This window comes from Burkholderia sp. BCC1988 (assembly GCF_905339895.1).
Taxonomy (GTDB): Bacteria; Pseudomonadota; Gammaproteobacteria; order Burkholderiales; family Burkholderiaceae; genus Burkholderia.
The window spans coordinates 111,519-128,983 of record NZ_CAJPHA010000016.1 but is presented as its reverse complement, the minus strand read 5'-3'; the positions used below and the strand labels follow the sequence as shown (position 1 = coordinate 128,983).

General features: G+C 61.3%; 13 protein-coding genes. 4 read left to right on the top strand and 9 right to left on the bottom strand.

Features of this window, described 5'->3' with window-relative positions; all coding sequences use genetic code 11:
* Positions 1 to 57: 57 nt before the first annotated feature.
* The 3 genes from tssC to U4012_RS22950 are packed head-to-tail and all read right to left on the bottom strand — an operon-like array spanning position 58 to position 2,765.
* Complete coding sequence (gene tssC, locus U4012_RS22960; protein WP_006751237.1) at positions 58 to 1,548, bottom strand: type VI secretion system contractile sheath large subunit; 1,491 nt, start codon at positions 1,546 to 1,548, stop codon at positions 58 to 60.
* Positions 1,549 to 1,563: 15 nt separating this feature from the next.
* Entirely contained in the window at positions 1,564 to 2,079 is a 516-nt protein-coding gene (tssB, locus tag U4012_RS22955) for a type VI secretion system contractile sheath small subunit (protein WP_059465242.1), read from the bottom strand.
* Between the two features lie 44 nt (positions 2,080 to 2,123).
* Positions 2,124 to 2,765 (bottom strand): tetratricopeptide repeat protein, encoded by a 642-nt coding sequence (locus tag U4012_RS22950; RefSeq protein ID WP_044845931.1) that lies wholly within the window; start codon positions 2,763 to 2,765, stop codon positions 2,124 to 2,126.
* A 378-nt stretch (positions 2,766 to 3,143) separates the two neighbouring features.
* Here U4012_RS22950 and tssJ point away from each other — a divergent pair, with 378 nt between their 5' ends.
* The 3 genes from tssJ (at position 3,144) to icmH (ending at position 5,983) form a co-directional block, all read left to right on the top strand.
* Positions 3,144 to 3,755 carry a type VI secretion system lipoprotein TssJ gene (gene tssJ, locus U4012_RS22945; RefSeq protein ID WP_044845932.1) on the top strand — a complete coding sequence of 204 codons (612 nt, stop codon included), beginning with the start codon at positions 3,144 to 3,146 and terminating at the stop codon, positions 3,753 to 3,755.
* Positions 3,756 to 3,857: 102 nt separating this feature from the next.
* The gene (gene tssK, locus U4012_RS22940) at positions 3,858 to 5,204 is read left to right on the top strand and encodes a type VI secretion system baseplate subunit TssK (protein WP_321801731.1); all 1,347 of its coding nucleotides are present in this window, start codon (positions 3,858 to 3,860) and stop codon (positions 5,202 to 5,204) included.
* Positions 5,201 to 5,983, top strand: coding sequence for a type IVB secretion system protein IcmH/DotU (gene icmH / locus U4012_RS22935; RefSeq protein WP_044845934.1), 783 nt, complete (start codon positions 5,201 to 5,203; stop codon positions 5,981 to 5,983). The genes tssK and icmH overlap by 4 nt, the downstream gene beginning before the upstream one ends.
* Positions 5,984 to 6,086: 103 nt before the next feature.
* On the opposite strand, the gene U4012_RS22930 is transcribed toward icmH, so the two are convergent.
* The 3 genes from U4012_RS22930 to U4012_RS22920 all read right to left on the bottom strand — a co-directional run bounded on the left by U4012_RS22930 (position 6,087) and on the right by U4012_RS22920 (position 7,859).
* Positions 6,087 to 6,386 (bottom strand): hypothetical protein, encoded by a 300-nt coding sequence (locus U4012_RS22930; protein ID WP_321801728.1) that lies wholly within the window; start codon positions 6,384 to 6,386, stop codon positions 6,087 to 6,089.
* A gap of 173 nt (positions 6,387 to 6,559) precedes the next feature.
* Positions 6,560 to 7,090 carry a hypothetical protein gene (locus U4012_RS22925; protein WP_321801726.1) on the bottom strand — a complete coding sequence of 177 codons (531 nt, stop codon included), beginning with the start codon at positions 7,088 to 7,090 and terminating at the stop codon, positions 6,560 to 6,562.
* A 238-nt stretch (positions 7,091 to 7,328) separates the two neighbouring features.
* Positions 7,329 to 7,859 (bottom strand): imm11 family protein, encoded by a 531-nt coding sequence (locus U4012_RS22920; RefSeq protein WP_321801724.1) that lies wholly within the window; start codon positions 7,857 to 7,859, stop codon positions 7,329 to 7,331.
* Between the two features lie 661 nt (positions 7,860 to 8,520).
* Here U4012_RS22920 and U4012_RS22915 point away from each other — a divergent pair.
* Positions 8,521 to 8,835, top strand: coding sequence for a hypothetical protein (locus U4012_RS22915; RefSeq protein ID WP_321801722.1), 315 nt, complete (start codon positions 8,521 to 8,523; stop codon positions 8,833 to 8,835).
* A 58-nt stretch (positions 8,836 to 8,893) separates the two neighbouring features.
* Here the strand turns inward: U4012_RS22915 and U4012_RS22910 are convergent, their stop codons facing one another.
* The 3 genes from U4012_RS22910 to U4012_RS22900 form a co-directional block, all read right to left on the bottom strand.
* The gene (locus U4012_RS22910; RefSeq protein WP_321801720.1) at positions 8,894 to 9,253 is read right to left on the bottom strand and encodes an SMI1/KNR4 family protein; all 360 of its coding nucleotides are present in this window, start codon (positions 9,251 to 9,253) and stop codon (positions 8,894 to 8,896) included.
* A gap of 71 nt (positions 9,254 to 9,324) precedes the next feature.
* On the bottom strand, positions 9,325 to 13,968 hold the full coding sequence (locus U4012_RS22905; protein ID WP_321801718.1) for an RHS repeat-associated core domain-containing protein: 4,644 nt from the start codon (positions 13,966 to 13,968) through the stop codon (positions 9,325 to 9,327).
* Positions 13,969 to 14,018: 50 nt separating this feature from the next.
* Complete coding sequence (locus U4012_RS22900) at positions 14,019 to 17,198, bottom strand: type VI secretion system Vgr family protein (RefSeq protein WP_321801716.1); 3,180 nt, start codon at positions 17,196 to 17,198, stop codon at positions 14,019 to 14,021.
* Between the last annotated feature and the right edge of the window lie 267 nt (positions 17,199 to 17,465).

Here is a 17,465-nt window from a genome sequence, read left to right as displayed (position 1 = left end):
CCCAAAGAGGTGGTTTTAACGTCCTACCCAGGCGGCCCGCCCGGGCGATTTACTCGCTTATGAATTTGCCGGTTTGGGCAGATCAGCGACAAGTCGCAGAGAAATCGAGAGTTCGTCGAGCTGAAAGTGCGGACGCAGGAACGCGACCGAACGATACGAGCCCGGCTTGCCCGGAATCTCCGACACTTGTATGGATGCCTCGCGCAGCGGAAATTGCGCCTTCTGTTCCTGCGATGCGTTGTCGTCGAGCAGGACGTACTGCGAAATCCACCGGTTGAGGAAAGTCTCTACGTTCTGCGCCGATGCGAAGCTGCCGATCTTGTCCCGCATCATCGCCTTCAGGTAGTGCGCGACGCGCGATACCGAGAAGATGTACTGAAGCTGGGCGGACAGGACGGCGTTCGCATTCGCGCTGTCGGTGCTGTATTTTTTCGGTTTCTGCACCGATTGCGCGGCGAAGAACGCAGCGTAATCCGAGTTCTTGCAATGCACGAGCGGGATGAAGCCGAGGTCGCTCAGCTCCTTCTCGCGGCGATCGGTGATCGCGATTTCGGTCGGGCACTTCAGCGCGACTTCACCGTCGTCGGTCTTGAACGTGTGCGTCGGCAGGTCCTCGACGAGACCGCCGCCCTCGACGCCGCGGATCGCCGCGCACCAGCCGAAGTCGTCGAACGCGGCCGTCAGGCGTGCCGCGAACGCCCACGCCGCGTTGCACCACAGGTACTTGTCGTGCTCGGTGCCGTCGACGTCCTCGACGAAGTTGAAGTTCTCCGCCGTCTGGCCGTCCTTCGGATTGAACGGCAGGCGGCCGAGGAAGCGCGGCAGCGTGAGGCCGACGTAGCGCGAGTCTTCCGAATCGCGGAACGACTTCCACTTCGCGTATTCGACCGTGTCGAACACCTTGCCGAGATCGCGCGGCTTGCCGAGGTCGGAAAACGACTCGAGGCCGAGCAGCTCGGGCGACGCCGACGCGATGAACGGCGCGTGCGCGGCCGCCGCGACGTGCGACATCTGCTCGATGAAGTACATGTCTTCCGGCTGGCGCGAGATCTCGTAATCGCCGATCAGCGCACCGAACGGCGAGCCGCCGAACGTGCCGAACTCTTCTTCGTAGACCTTCTTGAACAGCGCGCTCTGGTCGAACTCGCTCGCGCCCTTGAAGTCGCGCACGAGGTCGCGCTTCGGTGCGTGCAGCGCCTTGATCTTGATCGTCTGGCCGGTGTTGCTTTCCTTGACCAGGTAATCCATCCCGCGCCACGTGCTTTCGAGGCGCTGGAATTCCGGCGCGTGCATCACCGCGGACAGCTGCGTGGAGATCAGGCGATCGAGTTCCGCGACGCGCGCGTCGATCGTCGCCGACAGGTTGTCCGACACGATCACCGTGCCGTCGAGCACCTGGTGCACGAGTTCGCCGATCAGGTCCTTCGCACGTGCATGCTCGGAATCGGATTTCGCGACCTTGCTCTTCTCGACGATGTCGTCGAGCAGCGAAGTCCCGGCGGCGTATTCCGCGCCGCTCGCTTGGGCCGCAGCCGTTTGCTGGTTCATCTCAACACTCCGTCGTCATTCGCCGTCTTTGTCGCCGCCGGTGCCCTTCGCGAGCTCCTGCAGCTGCTGCGTGTTCTTCAGCACTTCGGACAGCAGGTCCTCGAGCTTGTCGTTGCCGGCGAGCTTGTTGCGCAGGTCGGCGAGCTTCGAGCGCGCCTCGAGCAGGCGGCGCAGCGGCTCGACCTGTTCGACGACTTCGTCCGGGTTGAAATCCGACAGCGAACGGAACTTCAGGTCGACCGCGAACTTGCCGCCTTCCGGGCTCAGGCGGTTTTCCACCTGGAACGCGGCACGCGGCTCGATCGCCTTCATCACGTCGTCGAAGTTGTCACGGTCGATGTTGACGAACTTGCGGTCGCGCAGCTTCGGCTGCTCGACTTCCGACTGGCCCGCCAGATCGCCGACGACCCCGACGACGAACGGCAGTTCCTTTACCTCGATCGCGTCGCCCTTCTCGACCTCGTAGGTCAGCTGGACGCGCGGCGGCCGTATTTTCTGCAAGCTTTTCTGAATGCTTTCTTTCTTGGCCATCTCGACGGCTCCCAGGTTAGTTGTGGTTATCGCGTCAGTTGCGGTCAGTTGCGCAGTGCGCTGAACGGATCGGCGCCGCCCTTCTGCGGCGCGGTGTTGCCCGACGCCGTCGGCGTGGTGGCAGCACCGGCGGCGACCTCGGTTGCAGCGCCGGCGCCGGCCTTCGGACGGTGAATCTGGCGACGCACGACCTTGCGCGTTTGCGTCTTCTGCTCCGGCGGGAACAGCGCCGATTCGCCGAGCGTGTCGCGCAGCTGCTTCGCGAGCGCCTGCGCGTCCGACTTCGCATCGCCTGCGAGCGACGAATCCTGGCGCAGTTCGCCGAGCGACTGCGTCGCGATCCGCAGCCCCGCGACCGCGAGCACGCTCTTCGCCTGACGGTCGGTCGCGTCGCGCTGCAGTGCTTCCTGCGCGGCGACGATCGCCTGGCCGTAGTGGTTCTGGGCAAACTGGATCTGCGCGATGCGCGACCACGGCTCCTCGCGCGTCGGATCCGACTTCGCGAGCTGCTGGTACAGGCCGAGCGCCTTGTCCTGGTCACCCGATTTCGCGACGGCGTCCGCATCGGCCAGCGACTTGTTGAACACCTCGGCAGACGGCGGCGCCGGCGGCTGGCTCGCACAACCGGCGATCACGCCGCAAGCCAGCACTACCCCAGAAAGTTTTGCGAAGAGACGGTCTTTCATCGTTATATCCACCGGCGCGTGAGTATTAAAATCGTTGAGAATCTGGTTCTTTTGCTTTGCAAGAAGCGCGCGGGTATAGTACCGATCAATTTTTCATAATTCAATCGCTGCGTGCAGAGTAATTCCTTTTAAAATCGTGCGCTACCCCCTCGAAACGCCTCTGGCAGCGGCTGGCCGACGGCTTTCGCATCGACCGGAATGCGCAAGTTTTACTTGGCCTGCAACGCTTTGCGCGAACGACGGAAAAAATTTCCGAAGGCACGCTGCCGGGCGCGTGTGCTTAATAGTTGAACGGCCGATACGCCGGGGATTCGCGGCGAACGCGGAAATACCCGGCAGTTTTGACAGGGGAGTTAAAGGCGGCACGCCGGAAACACGATGAGATCGTCCATGATTCGCTATGCGCTGCCGCTGATTGCCTGCGCGCTCCTGGCCGGATGCGCGGCCGCCCCGCTGCTCGGCTCCGCCGCGAGCGCCGTCATGCAGGCCGCCGGCGTCGGCAAGCCCGACGTGCCGGATGCCCAGAAACCGCCGCGCAACATCGGGCTCACGCTCGCCGCCGCGCCGAACCTCAATGCCGCGAACGATCACAAGCCGCTCGCGTTAGTGGTCAGGCTCTACGCGCTGAAGGATCCGACTTCGTTCCAGCAAGCGCCGTTCGATGCATTCACCGATCCGACCAAGGAAAAGGCCGCGCTGGGCGCCGATCTGCTGAACGTGCGTGAAATCACGCTGATTCCGGGCCAGCGCTATACGGCAACCGAAAAGCTATCGCGCGAAGCGCAGGCATTCGGCATCGTCGCGCTGTTCCGCGATCCCGCAATCCAGCGATGGAAACTGACGTTCGACCCGGCAAAGTCGGAGAAATCCGGCATAATCATCGGCCTGCATAATTGCGCGATGACGGTCACCGACGGCTCTGTCATCGCACCGCAACAGGGTGCGCCTTCGCAACCGCTGAATTTGCTTTCGTCGGTGACCTGCGGTTAAACATGACGCACGAATGTCATTTAACAAGAGTTAACAAAATGGCGATTAATTCGGGCACGAACAAATCGATTACATCGCAACGCGACATTAACCGGATTTGACATGAGTTATACGGCCAAGGTGCTGTGGGGGGAAGGGCTGTTCCTCCGGCCTCAACACTTTCAGCGGCAGGACGCGTACCACGAGGCGCGCCTGTTCGAATCCATCCAGGCGATCCAGCCGTACAACTGGGGCGTGCGCTCGGTGCGCATCGACCGCGATGCGCTCGGCAGCAACGTGCTGCGCGTGGCCGAGCTCGCGCTCGTGTTCCCGGACGGCGCGCTTTACGCCGCGCCGCAGGCCGATGACCTGCCGCCGCCGATCGCGCTCGACACGCTGCCCGACGGCATCAACGAATTCGTGTTCTACCTCGCGCTGCACCCGCTGCGCGAGAACGGCACCAACTACAGCGACGATCCGGCCGCCGGCTTCATCACGCGCTTCGTCAGCGAGCAGACGAGCGTCGCCGACAACTTCACCGACGCCGCCGAAGCCGACATCACGTTCCTGAAGACGCAGGTCAAGCTGATCGCGCACAGCGAGCCGCGCGACCAGCTGCTGTCGGTGCCGCTCGTGCGCGTGCGCCGCACCGCGACGTCCGGCTTCGAGATGGACGACAGCTTCGTGCCGCCGTGCCTCGCGATCGACGCGTCGCCGATCCTGCACCAGCGGCTGCGCCAGCTCGTCGACGCGCTGCAGGCGAAGGTGAACGCACTGTACGGTTTTCACCGCGAACCGTCGAAGAACATCATCGAATTCCGCTCGGGCGACATCGCGTCGTTCTGGCTGCTGCACACGGCGAACGCCGCGTTCGCGACGCTCGCGCACCTGCACCAGCACGCGGCGCTGCATCCGGAGCGGCTATTCCAGGAACTGCTGCGCCTCGCGGGGCAGCTGATGACGTTTTCGAAGGGCTACACGCTCGCCGACCTGCCCGTGTATCGCCATGACGATCCGGGCCCGAGCTTTGCGCGTCTCGACCTGATGCTGCGCGAGCTGCTCGACACCGTGATCTCGACGCGCTACTTCGCGATCACGCTCGACGAGGTGCGTCCGTCGTTCCACCTCGGCCGCCTCGATTCGGGCAAGATCGACGACAAGACCGAGTTCTATCTCGCGGTGTCAGCGGACATGCCGAACGTCGAGCTCATCGATGCGGTGCCGGCGCGCTTCAAGGTCGGCGCGCCCGACGACGTCGACAAGCTCGTGCTGTCGGCAATGCCCGGCGTGCGGCTGTCGTACATGCCGCAGGTGCCGCCCGCGATTCCGGTGCGGCCCGGTGCATGCTATTTCCAGCTCGACTCGCGCGGCGCGTTGTACGAGCGCATGCTGCAGGCCCAGTCCGCGATGATCTACGCGCCGACTGGCATCAATGACCTGAAATTCGAACTGATCGCGGTCACATCATGAGCTACGCGCCTTCCCTGTTCGGCGACAACGCGCCGGCCCCGCTGCATACCCCGGCGTCGACCGACGCCGCGTTCCAGGCCCGTTCGCTGCTCGACCTGCTGTACGACGGGTTCTTCATGCTGTTCCTGCTCAAGAACGGCCGCGAGCCGGACAGCGCGAGCGAGTTCAGCACGAAGATCCAGGAGTTTCTGGCGGATTTCGAGCGTGGCGCGAAGAAGCTGAACATCCCGGCCGAGGACGTGTATGGCGCGAAGTTCGCGTATTGCGCGGCGGTCGATGAAATGGTGCTGTCGTCGCAGTTCAAGATCCGCACCGACTGGGAACGCCGGCCGCTGCAGCTCGTGCTGTTCGGCGAGCAGCTCGCGGGGGAGAAGTTCTTTCAGTATCTCGAGGAATGTCGCGCGCAAGGCGCGGCGCGGTTGCAGTCGCTCGAGGTGTTTCATATGTGCCTGCTGCTCGGGTTCCAGGGCAAGTATCTGCTCGAGGGGCCGGAGAAGCTCGCTTACCTCACCGCGCGGCTGGGGGATGAGATCGCGCATATGAAGGGCAAGCGGGCGGCGTTTGCGCCGCATTGGCCGCTGCCGGATCAGATCGCGCATCGGCTGAAGCGGGAGGTGCCGGTTTGGGCGATCGGGGCCGTGTTTGCGCTGGTGGCCCTGCTCGGGTATCTCGGGCTCAATACCTATCTCAAGGACAAGACGCTGCAGGCGTTGGCGCCTTATTCGCAGGTGATCAAGGTCGGGCCGGAGTCGGCGAATTTGACGATTTCGTTGCCTTGAGGGGCAGGCTTCGTTCGGATGTTGACGCTTCGTGAAGAAAGGACCGCTCGGCGGTCCTTTTTTACTGTGGCGCGTGGGGCGCGTCGTCGTGCGTCGTGCGTCGTCAGAGCAGAATGAATTCCTCGTTGTCGACGTAGAACACGAACGCGTCGAACAATTGCGCGACGCTCGGTTCGTCGACCTGGTCATGCGCGTTGATCACGATGTCCTCGATCGTCGCGCTATTCAGCGTGACGCGCCAGCCGGGTTGCGGTGCGGTAGCGGGCGGCGTGGCGGCTTCGGTGAATGCGCCCTCTGTATCGAGCGTCCACGGCATCGGCGGCAAACAGAGCCAACCGGAGAAATCGCCGGGATGTTCGAGAATGTGTTTCAGCGACGCGGTGGTCGCGGTGATGGTCGACATGGGTATTGCGGTGGTAACGGGACTGGAGTCAATACGCCCGAGCCAAGATGCGGCGGTTGCACAAGCGTGTCTGCGCAGCGGCGCTCGTGTCGAGCAAGGCGTGATTATGCCAAGTTCGTATGCGCGGGGTTGGCGCTGTGGCGGCTGTCGGTCAGTTGGCTCATGTAATACCGTCATTCGGGACCACGTCTAGTTTCCCGCGTCGGACTGCCCTTCAGGGTTGGTAGCGGACCGTTTCGTAGATCTTGGCCATGCCCTGCTTCGGCGGCGCGCTCGTTCGCGGCCAATCCGGACGAGAAGATCACGCAGGTCCAGCCCTTGCCACAGACCTTGCTGGTGACGAGATCGAGACGATGCGCGTAGAGTTCGTCTTGATTGAAGATCGTGTGCATATAGCGCGAAGCAAGCGCCGGATACTTGCCGTTCAGCATGAACGGTGCAAATTCCGGCTTCGCGTACTGGGCGGGCTTGTCGTCGACCTGGCTCTCGTACAGGTACTGCGCCGTACCTTCGGAAGAAGGTGCGACCTTGGTTCGCAGCACCTGAACGACGACGTCCAGATTCAGTACCTCGAATGCGGATTTGTCGGCTTCGATACTAACTCCTCGGCCATCGGTGCCCTGGAGCGGATCGTTTGCCGTGATCCGCCAATCTGCCGGAAGCTGGAAACTCAAACCATTGGCTTTGAAGAGCTTCGGATGCATCAGATCAGGGGCCGCTGCAGCTCTCGGCCAGAAATCGTCGGCATATGACGCTGTTACGAACGACAAGAGGATAAAAATTACGGAACGGATCGCATAATAACCATATCAAGTCACATCCTGGCCAATCCCAGTCTGACTCCGCCAAGACTACTTGCGAGTTGCTTCGCCTCGCCCCAACTATCGAACCCAATGGCCGAATGTGCGCTCTGCTCCGGGGGAGCAGTCGGTCAGTTTGGCATCAACCGGCCGGCGGGATACCCGTTGTGAACCTGACTCCCTTCTTCGTGGCACGCAATACAGCGTCAGCCAGTTGATCCCCCACGACAATGTATGTCGGAGAGTCGTATTGCCGGCCAATACCATTGGCAGAGAAATCGGAGCGCAAGACCATCTTTTTGAAGCCGACTTTGGCATCAGGGAATCCCGATATTTTCACCACTATCGGCTCAGAAGCGTCGTGATCGACCACGTCAACTTTCCTCATCGGATTGAGACGAAAGTATGAGCCACCGATAGCCTCTCCATTCGATTTAATAACTGCCGGAATGAACTGTACGTCGCCGTCAATCGCCAGCTCCTCAATCGCAATACGCACCGCTTCGCTTACGAGCGGAATCAAGATGTCCGACCAGATGACGCCGTAATCTTGAATCTTTGAAAGACCCTTTTTGGGAAGCTCGAATACCAATGGATCAGATCTTACGAGGCGAGTTGCCGCCTGCAACTCGAAGCGATCCACGCCATTTTTTACCTCATCGTAGAGCGCCATCCGACTTTCCGGATAGTCCGCCTCTGTGGTCCAGATTTTCGTCATATTTCCTCACTCAGTTTGGACACGCCCATGATCGATGGTTCTTGTTGAGCATACGGTTCCCTGCTTTCAGCTCGGCCCGCTCTCGTGCAATGATTCCGCGCAGAGCCTGGTCATACTGTTTCTGGCCCCAACCCTGCTGCTTTCCTATCGTCACGTCATTGTTGATTTCTCATTCATCTGCGAGATCTTCTCGCAGTCATCGGCGTATGGGCGTTTCGTGATGCGTATCGATCCACCGCATCGGGGTCGGCGCATATTGATAGAGGTTATCGCCACCCGCAAGATCGATCGAATCCTTTGATACGATTCGCGCTTGCAAGGCTAATTTCTGAGAACAAAAAAAGTATCCACGACCTTGCCATTCGATTTCAAATTTCTCAACCGTACGAATTCAGGCGTCGAAAATCATCCACCCATCTTCAACTCCTCCAGTTTGTGACCGGCATATTCACACGCCTCGGCCGACAAAATAACCTCCGCACCATCTTTTGTATTTCTAAAGCCATCGTCACTTCCCCGCCCGATCTATCACTCACGAGCGTTTCGAATTTTTGACGTTCCTTGAGACCATTGAGCGTCCCGAGGAATACCTCACACTCTTTCAAATCAAAGATGAATGAAATTCCACCAAATTCCCGCAACACTGCCAACATCGCTGCCCTTTATTTTCAACACCTGCCCCCCGAAACTACAGCGGGTTCTTCGTACGATGCCCGCGGCCTTCGAAATTCGCGCAATCATCTCCCCGCTTCGCCCCACGCCTTATACGACGCCGTTCGATCGTGTGTGTCAAAATTCGATGAAAATTGCTGCCTCAGGTGGGTCAATTTTGCGTGGACATCAACAGCTGGTCCACAATGCAGGTTTCCACGCTAGTCAGAAGGTTCGCGTTCATTTCGAACACGGCAAGCTCACCATCACCGCCACCTGAACGCCGAGTTTCAACTCATCACACAAACAACAAGGGCCGCTCTCGCGGCCCTTTTTATCTATACCCGTGACTCAAAATACCATATCAAGAAATCATTAAACGTAGCCCAGCGAGCCGGGATCTTCCCATTTATGAAATCGTTTAAAACCGAAATATCGAGATCGTAGACAGCACCATCATCCTTACTGTACAGGTACATACCTTCGCTTTCATCCGACGTTAAAGCCAGATACTGCTCCGGAATACCGTAGCGATCCCTAACATAATCCGTTTGGTCCGGAATTGCGGGAATAGATGGCCCCTCGATATCAAGCAACTCAGCAACAGGTCGCGAACTTATAAAGCCGCCCTGATACTTGAGGTAGAACTGCCCAAAATCAGTATCCGAAGCAACGCCCAGATCTTGAAGTGCCCTCATGGCTGCTTTCGGATCACCTCTGGCGACGTCACCGGTAGATCCAGCCAGATACTGATCGACTGTTGATGGAATCACAGATTACACCCTCCATTTTTTGATGCATTTGCCTCTGCCGCGCGATCCTGCCAGTATTGCTTTCGATCAATGTCAAAGGCATCGCGATCAACGGGGAAATCAGGATTCTTTTGATTTCCATACGGATGCAATGCCTCGCGACCTGCGCCCCTGGCAGCCCTATGTGTGCTGGTTGTTACTTCGAACAAGGGACCGGTTGATTGCTGACGAGAATGGTGCAATTGAATCTGCTGAGGCACGCCGCCTTTCATCATAAATGGCGCACCACCTTCCATTGCTCGTTGCAAATTGGTTTTCCCTCGATGCTCCATATCCCAATCAATATCCTGCTGAAAAACAGTGTACGTGAGACCTGTACCTTTCTTACACGGCCCCCAGCTCCCTTTCTTGAAGCGACTCAAACCCAGCGGATCGATCCACTCTACAGGGTTGAGCGCGTATTGATAGACATTGATACCTCCCGCGAGACCGATCGGGTCCTTGCTAATAAACCGGCCACTACTCGGATCATAGTACCGATACCGGTTGTAATGCAGCCCCGTCTCGTCATCTCCCTGCTGCCCCTGAAACCGCAGCGGATTCCTCGCCGTGATCCCAGCTGCCTTCGACGCTCGCGCAATGACCTCCCGCGCTTCGCCCCACGCCTTATATGACGCTTCCCACACGACGTCGCCGTCGTCATCCGTCAGCAACTGCGGCGTCCCGATCTGATCGCAGTGGTAATAGAACAGCGCCGCGTCACCCCGCCGCTCCGGCATCTTCTGCAGCGGATCCTCCTCCGGCACATAGCGGTCGGTACTCTTCCACTCCGGCGTCGAGATTCCTTCAACCGGTTCCGCCACATACTGCGCCAGCGGCACAAACGTTCCCGGCTCGTAAAGATAGTGCGTGCCACGCTCGCCATCGCTCTCGTACGCCAGCGTGTCGCCATCCCATCCGAACACCGTCCGCTCGCCATTCACCTCCTTCGCAATACGACGACCGAACGCGTCATAGAAATACCGTGACTGACTCTGCCGCGACGCCTCCGCAACCCGCGCCGACAGCAAGCGATTGAACTCATCCCACTCGTATTCCTGCTCCCCCGCCGGCGTGCGCTTGCGCACCAGATTCCCGCGCGCGTCGTACTCGAAGTGCATCCCCGCATACGCCTTCAGCAGGTTGCCCAACACCTTCGGCACCTCGACCGGCAACGTGCTTTCCGGCCGCACCGGGCTCGAACGGGAGGCCGGCGTTTCGGGGGACCGCACCGGATCGATGATGTTGCTCGCCGGATCGAACGCAAACCGCTCCTTCGCGACCGGACTGATCGCCTCGATCAGCCGCCCGACCGGATCGTATCGATAGTCCGTCCCGCCCTTGCGACTATCCTCGATCCGCGACAATTGCCCGACCGCGTCATAGCGATACCGCCGCTCGGCGAGCGGCGCGGGCGAGGTCGATCGCTGGATCGTCTGCTGCAGTACGCGTCCTGCCGGATCGTAATGCGTGCGCTGTCCGACCTTGCTGGACAACACGCGTACCGTCTCGCGATGCAGGTCATCGCGCTCGAATTGCACACGCTCGTCGCCATCGAGCAGCATCCCGTGCACATGCCCCGAGCCATACATCAGCCAGTCAACCGCATGCCCATCCGGCCGCACGGTACGTCGTCGGTTGCCGAGCTCGTCGTATTCGTGGTGCCAGACGTAGCTACGCCGCTCGCCGAACAAATCGTACGCGTGATGTTCGCGCACCAGATTGCCGACCGGATCGAAGAAGAACTGCACGCGGCTGTACCGGTTCACCGCGTCGATCAGCCTGCCGCTCCGGTCGTAGGCAAACCGTTCCTCGCTTTCCCCCGCCACACGCTTCATCAGGCGACCGTTTGCGTCGACGTCGATCGACGTCACGCAACCCGCTTCATCAACCGAAACAAGGCTACCGCTGTCCGGGTCGTATTGATAACGCGTCGACTTGCCGTCAAAACCGATTTCCTCGATCAACCGCCCCGCCGGATCGTAGCGGAACTGGTACGTCGCAAGGTTCGCATCGGTCAGCGCGGTCAAGCGGCCGATACGGTCGTAGCGATACGCAATCGTCTGCCCGAGCGCGTCCGCGCGGCTCGCAATACGACCCACTGCATCGTAGCCGTATCGGGTCGATCGATTGAGTTGATCCGTATGCCGCAACAACCGGCCTTCAGCGTCGTATTGCACGTGCTCGACACCGGCCGGCGAACGCGTCTCCGTCAATTGGCCGTTCGGGCCATAACCATAGGCAACCACGCCACCGGACGCGTCCTTTGTCTCGATCACGCGGCCGATATCGTCGTACCGCCACTCCGTCTTCTTTCCGGAGCAGTCCGTGTAGCTCGTCAATTGCCCGGCGTCGTTGTATCCAAGCGCCTTCGAGCCGCCCTTCGCATCGGTGATCTGCGTAGGCAACCCCTTGTCGTTGTAGGCGTACTTCGTCGCATGCTCGAGCGGATCGATTTCCTCGACGAGATTGCCCGCATCGTCGTACTTGCGCTGCCACACATGCCCGTTCGGATCGACGAGCCGGATCATCTGATCCTTGTCGTCGTACGCCATCTCGACGATGCTGCCGTCCGCGCGCTCGTGCCAGGTCCGGTTGCCACGTGCGTCATAACGCATCTGCTCGATGCTGCCGTCCTGCAGAATGTGCAGCGTCAGATTGTTATGCTCGTCGCGCCGGAACCATTCCTCGCTGCCGTCCGGATAGGCGATTCGATAAACGTATCCCTTGATGTTGAAGTAGTAGCGTGACATCTGACCGAGCGCATCGGTCACGTAGGTCAGCCGAATGTTCGGATGCCATGCAAGGCGGATATCGAGGCTACCGTCGTCCGCGTACTCGCGCACGCATTTCGCGTTCGCGTTGTCTTCAGCGTCCGCGCCGTCCCATTCGAGCGTCATCCCGCGGCCGGTGCGATCGGTATAGCGCGTCACGAGATGACGGTGGTACTGATAGCTCCATGCGTTGCCATACCGGTCGGTTGCGCGCACGAGATCGCCCGCTTCGTCATAGGCGTAACTCGCAAGCGTACGGCGCTTTCCATCGTCCAGCACCTGCTCGATCAGCACGATCCGGCCTTGCTTGTCGTGCTCGAACGACAGCACGTTGCCGCTCGCATCGATCAGGCGTGCCACGCGGTCGAGCGCGTCGTAATCGAGCGTGATCGTATTGCCCGCACGGTCCTTCTGCATCGCCAGCCGGAACGCATTGCCGCGCCGTTCATACACGTGAAGCTCGTCGTGGCCGTATGCGATCGTGACCCACGTCTCGTCCAGACGCGTCAGCGTCAGGTTTTCCGCGAGATCGTCATGCACACTTCCGGCTGCAAGCGCTCGATATTCGATGCTGCGCCCGCTGGCATCGCGAAAGAACCATGTATCGCCTTCGACATCGATGCGCGTCGTATACGGCGTGAGCCACCGCGCGCCAAGTTCCCCGTTGTCGTATGCGGAAAGGCGCGACCGGTACGTGCGCGCCCAGACGAGCGGCAGTGCGCCGGGCAGTTCAAAGTCCGTGTGAGTGAAAGTCTCATCGCCGAAAGCAAAATCGATCGACCCGGTCGATGCGCCAATTCCGCAACTTTTACAAGGACTCTGGCCGGCACCTTCCGCATGCGCCTGCTGTCCGATCGCACCCGCCGGCTCCTGAGGACGCTCATGCTGCGCGCGCCCCTTGCCGCCGGGCGGCACGTCGGCGGTCTTTTCGTGAAGCTTCCCGCGTGCGCGCACCCTTGCCACGGCCTCGATCACTTGCGCGATCAGCCACAGCATCTTGCCTTCTTCGCTGCCGTTCAGATCGCGGATCGCCTTCGCGACTTTCGGCGCCTCGTCCTTCAGGAACGCGACGATATCGCGGAACGGTTGCAGCCACGAGTCCGGAGCAAGCTTCGCAGCGGTCCCGACCGTCGCGTTCCCGGCTTCCTTCCCCAACGCGATCGAACCTTCGTAACCGTACTCGATCGCATCGACCACCAGCATCGGGTTGTACCAGGACCGCTTGTCCATCTTCCGGGCGATCTGCGCAGTACGCCGCACGTTGGCGCTGCTGTCGAAAATTTGCCCTTTGAGGGCGAGTTCCAGCCCGGTAGCAATACCGAGCATCAACTCCTGCGCCTTATGCGCGCAGTCGTTCAGCAGTTCGACAAGAACGTCCTGCAGGGTCTTCAGGAAGTTCTCGATTTCGGTCGCGGCCGCGGCGTTGACGTGCGTGACGAGCACCGAAATGAGCGCCGCGCCGAGATTTCCGCGAGACACCAGCAATTGATTGCGCACGAGCGCCAGCAGCGGCCGTGCCGACAGTCGGAACGATGCCAGCGGCGGCGGAACCGGAATGACGCCGATCAGGTTGATCGCAAGCCCGAGGTAATCGAGCAGATTGGCGTGGCGCTTCTCGACGATCATCACGATGTCGCACACCGCATCGTAAAACGCCATCAGGTTGCCGATGATCGGCACCGCGCTTGCGAAGGTCTTGAGATCCTCGAACGAAATGTGATTGCCGCTGATCTTGAGCAGCCACTTGTTGAAACGGTCGCCTCCCGCCGCTACATCTTTCGGCGAAATATCGCTGAGCCAGGAAACGGCCTGTTCTTTCTCGGCGCCCGGTGGAAGTTGTTGTGCCATGTCGTTGTTCGTTCAATTCGTTTTTTCAAGACGGCTGACAAGCCGCCCTCTCAGGATTTCAGCGGTCCGCCGAACCCGCTCGTCGGAAGCTTCATGCCGGTCGCACCGGCGGCCGACGCCACCGTCGTAGCGCCCTTTCCGGCGATCCCGGCGACACCAGGTAGCGCGCCCTGCAGCGCACCGGATGCCGCATTCGCAGCCGGCGCGGCCAGCGCCGCGAGCCCACCTTGGCGAGCTGCCTGCACCATCCCGGCCACCTGCTTCGCGGCACTGCCCAGGCTCGATGCCGTCTGTAGCGCGGAAACCGCGCCTGCCCCACCCAGCGAACTTGCGGCAGCCGGCAATGCGGAACTCGCCAGTCCGCCCAACGCAGCACCGGCTCCACCTCCGCTCGCAAGCCCCATCGCAGCCGTCGTCGCCGCAGGCGCCATCCCCTTCAACTGGCTCGCGAACTGGTCCGTCGCCGCGGCTTGCGCCGCCTGCGGCGACGGCTCGACGGGCTCGACCGGCCACTGCGCCTGCTTGAAGTAATTTGCGGGTTGAGCCGACTCGCGCGGCTCCTTCCCGAACTCGACACGCACCGCACCCGGCGGCAAACCGCTCACCGCCGTATAGCCGCTGTTGTCGAGCGCCCCTTTCTTCAGCACGGCGCCGTTCACGTCTCTCACCGTGAACAGCCCGCCCTTCACCGCCTCGCCGTTCACGTACTTGTGAAACAGCTCCAACTGCCCCGGCTGGTCCGGCCGCGGGCTCGGCAGCGGATAACCCATGCTCGCCGGGCCCGCGAACGTATGCGACGCGCCCTTCACATCGACCGCACCCGGCGTATGAATCTCGATGTTGCCGTCCTTGATGCGGATATACCCGCCGCCGCTCGTCAGCAGAATCCCCTGGTCGGCCGCGATCTCGATCCGGTCGGTTGCGGACACAACCTTCACCGCCTTCTGCGCCGTCACCTCGACGTTGTCCGACTGCGCCTGGATCTCGACCTTGCCCTTACCGGCGAACAGCTTCATCCCCGCGTTCTGAACGAACAGGCTCAGCTTCTGCCCGATGCTGCCGATCAGCGACTTGCCCGCGGCGACGTGCACACTCTGTCCGCTCGCGACGTTCACGTGATCGTTCGCGACCACGTGCAGCGACTGCTGTGTCGACATCCCGATCCCCGACGGGCTGCCGAACAGCATCACCGGCTCCTTGAACGCATTCGCGCTGCCCGTGCCGCCGCCTGCCGTGCGTCCGCCTGACGCGTTGCCCGACGCGCTGTCCTGCGTCGCGTCGGTGAACGCGCGCATCGTGTCGTGGGCTTCCTTGAGGCTTTCCGCCTGATGCTGCTCGCTCACGCCCGACATCGCCTCGACCAGGCTTTGGCCCGTCACCAGTTGCTGCTGCGCTTCCTTCACGTCGAGCGGCTGGCTGTTCGGCGCCTTCGGGTGCGTGGTCACGTACAGGCCCTGACTCGCCCGCACCGCGCCATACGCATCCGAACGCAGATCGAACCCGCTGCCCAGATACGACCCGCGCGAATTGCCGTTCTGGTCGATCAGGTAGCCCAGATGCAGCAGGCTGTTCGCGCTGCTGCTCATCAGCTGCACGCGGTTCTGCCCGGTCGCGTCGTCCATCACGAGGTGGTTGTAGCCGCTGCCCGAATACTCTTTCGATCGATACCCGGACAGAATCCCGTCGCTATGCCACTGCGGCTGGTTCGCGCCGTTGTACACGCGCCCGACTGCCAAAGGCCGGTCGCAATCGCCACCCACGTAGTCGATCAGCACTTCCTCGCCGATGCGCGGCACGTGCACGCCACCGTAACCGCCGCCGGTACCCGACTGCACGACGCGCACCCAGCACGACGCGTTCTCGTTGCCCGGGTTCAGACGATCCCATACGAACTGCACACGAATCCGGTTCAGCTCGTCCGTATAGACTTCCTCGCCCTGCGGCCCGACGACGATGGCCGTCTCGAGATGCATCTTCGGCTTCTCGTGCTCCAACGGGCTTCGATACGGCACGCTCACGCGCTGCGCTTCGACCTCGACGAGATAGAAGCCGACCGAACCGTCGTCATGCGGCACGCGAAACGCGGCGTCGGCACCGTAGCCCTCCTGCGCTTGCGTCAACGCGTCGCGCAGGCTGTACGGAAAGTCCGCGCTGCTGCTCGCGACGGGCAGGTTGTTCTCGATCCACCATTCGACGCCGATCGCCGCGAACTCGCGCTGGTCGGCCGGATCGCGATCGTGTTCGGGATGATCCGCCAGCGTAAAACGACGGCCGGCATCGATCGCGCGCACGCCGCCCGCGCCGTGGAAGCGCTTCGCTTGCGACTCCCATTCCTCCATCCGCAGCTTCGTCAGATGGTCGCCGCGCGTCTGGTCCAGATACGTGTACGCACCGGTGTACTCGTAGACTTCGAGCTGATCGGGCAATTCGCCCTGGCCGCCCATCGTCGGCAGCGTCGTGCCCTTCGGGTTCGACGGTTGCGACGGATTCTTGTAGTCGAACGTGCGCGTCGTCCGGGTCACGCTCTGCAACGTGCGCGAGCCCGACCATTGCGTGAACGCGTCGGCTTCGCTCGCCGCGCCGCCCCGATAGAAGCGCACGGTCTCCGGCGACAGCGGCGCGAACGCCTGCAGGTTGTCGGTGATCACGAGCGTATGCGACTTGCCGTCGTCGGCCTGCTGCCATGTGCTGTAGAGGCCTTCGCTCTCCATCAGCCGATGCACGAAATGCCAGTCGGTGTCGTGCTGACGCGTGTATGAACGGCTCGGCAGCGGTTTCGACAGCGCGAAGCGGAAATGCCCCTGCGCCTGCGGATGCTGGTTCAGCACGTCGCTGATGATCTGGTCGACGGTCGTGTCGTTCCAGAGCCGCTGGTCTCGGCGAAACTTCAGGAAATGGGAGAAATCGGCGAACGTGAGCTGATAGGTCGTGAGCCCGCCGTCGGCGCCGAGGCGGCGCGCGGTGTGCACGTACCCGTTGATCGGCCGGTAGCTGCGATCGCCTTGCTGGATCCACAACGTGACCGGCTGCGCGATCAGCCTTTTAAGCTCCAGATCGCTGTCGGTCGACAGCACATCGAGCGTGAATTCGTACGCGCGCCCGATGCGCGACCGGCCGACGGCCCGCTGCACGGTCAGCACGTTGGCGCCCAATGGCGTATCGAGCTTCAGCAGCCGGTCCTGCTGAAGCAACCCGCCGCGCAATGCGGCAACAGTGTTCTGCATGTTCATGGCAACGGCCTTTTCTTCTTTTGACGCGCCCTCGGATGGCGCGTGATGCGATTTTCGCTCGCGCGATTTTACAGACAAATTACTAGCCGACTCGGAAAATGACCTGATTTAAAAGAGTATTTTTAATCGTTGGTCCGAACGTCCACGGCGAACCTTTCTAACGCTCGTCCAGTGCTCACGTGCCACGTCGTCACACCGCGCTGCCACCCCGCCGCCCGCTGAAATCGATTGCAATCAGGGCCAATTCGACTTCCGGCGCCGCCCGGT

Bases quoted from the DNA above. Each gene is read 5' to 3' on its own strand.
- U4012_RS22915 (WP_321801722.1), top strand. From the start codon at position 8,521: ATGAAATTCCACCAAATTCCCGCAACACTGCCAACATCGCTGCCCTTT.
- U4012_RS22950 (WP_044845931.1), bottom strand. From the start codon at position 2,765: ATGAAAGACCGTCTCTTCGCAAAACTTTCTGGGGTAGTGCTGGCTTGC.
- U4012_RS22910 (WP_321801720.1), bottom strand. From the start codon at position 9,253: ATGAGGGCACTTCAAGATCTGGGCGTTGCTTCGGATACTGATTTTGGG.
- tssB (WP_059465242.1), bottom strand. From the start codon at position 2,079: ATGGCCAAGAAAGAAAGCATTCAGAAAAGCTTGCAGAAAATACGGCCG.
- U4012_RS22920 (WP_321801724.1), bottom strand. From the start codon at position 7,859: ATGGCGCTCTACGATGAGGTAAAAAATGGCGTGGATCGCTTCGAGTTG.
- U4012_RS22930 (WP_321801728.1), bottom strand. From the start codon at position 6,386: ATGTCGACCATCACCGCGACCACCGCGTCGCTGAAACACATTCTCGAA.
- U4012_RS22905 (WP_321801718.1), bottom strand. From the start codon at position 13,968: ATGGCACAACAACTTCCACCGGGCGCCGAGAAAGAACAGGCCGTTTCC.
- U4012_RS22925 (WP_321801726.1), bottom strand. From the start codon at position 7,090: ATGCATCCGAAGCTCTTCAAAGCCAATGGTTTGAGTTTCCAGCTTCCG.
- icmH (WP_044845934.1), top strand. From the start codon at position 5,201: ATGAGCTACGCGCCTTCCCTGTTCGGCGACAACGCGCCGGCCCCGCTG.
- tssC (WP_006751237.1), bottom strand. From the start codon at position 1,548: ATGAACCAGCAAACGGCTGCGGCCCAAGCGAGCGGCGCGGAATACGCC.
- tssK (WP_321801731.1), top strand. From the start codon at position 3,858: ATGAGTTATACGGCCAAGGTGCTGTGGGGGGAAGGGCTGTTCCTCCGG.
- U4012_RS22900 (WP_321801716.1), bottom strand. From the start codon at position 17,198: ATGAACATGCAGAACACTGTTGCCGCATTGCGCGGCGGGTTGCTTCAG.
- tssJ (WP_044845932.1), top strand. From the start codon at position 3,144: ATGAGATCGTCCATGATTCGCTATGCGCTGCCGCTGATTGCCTGCGCG.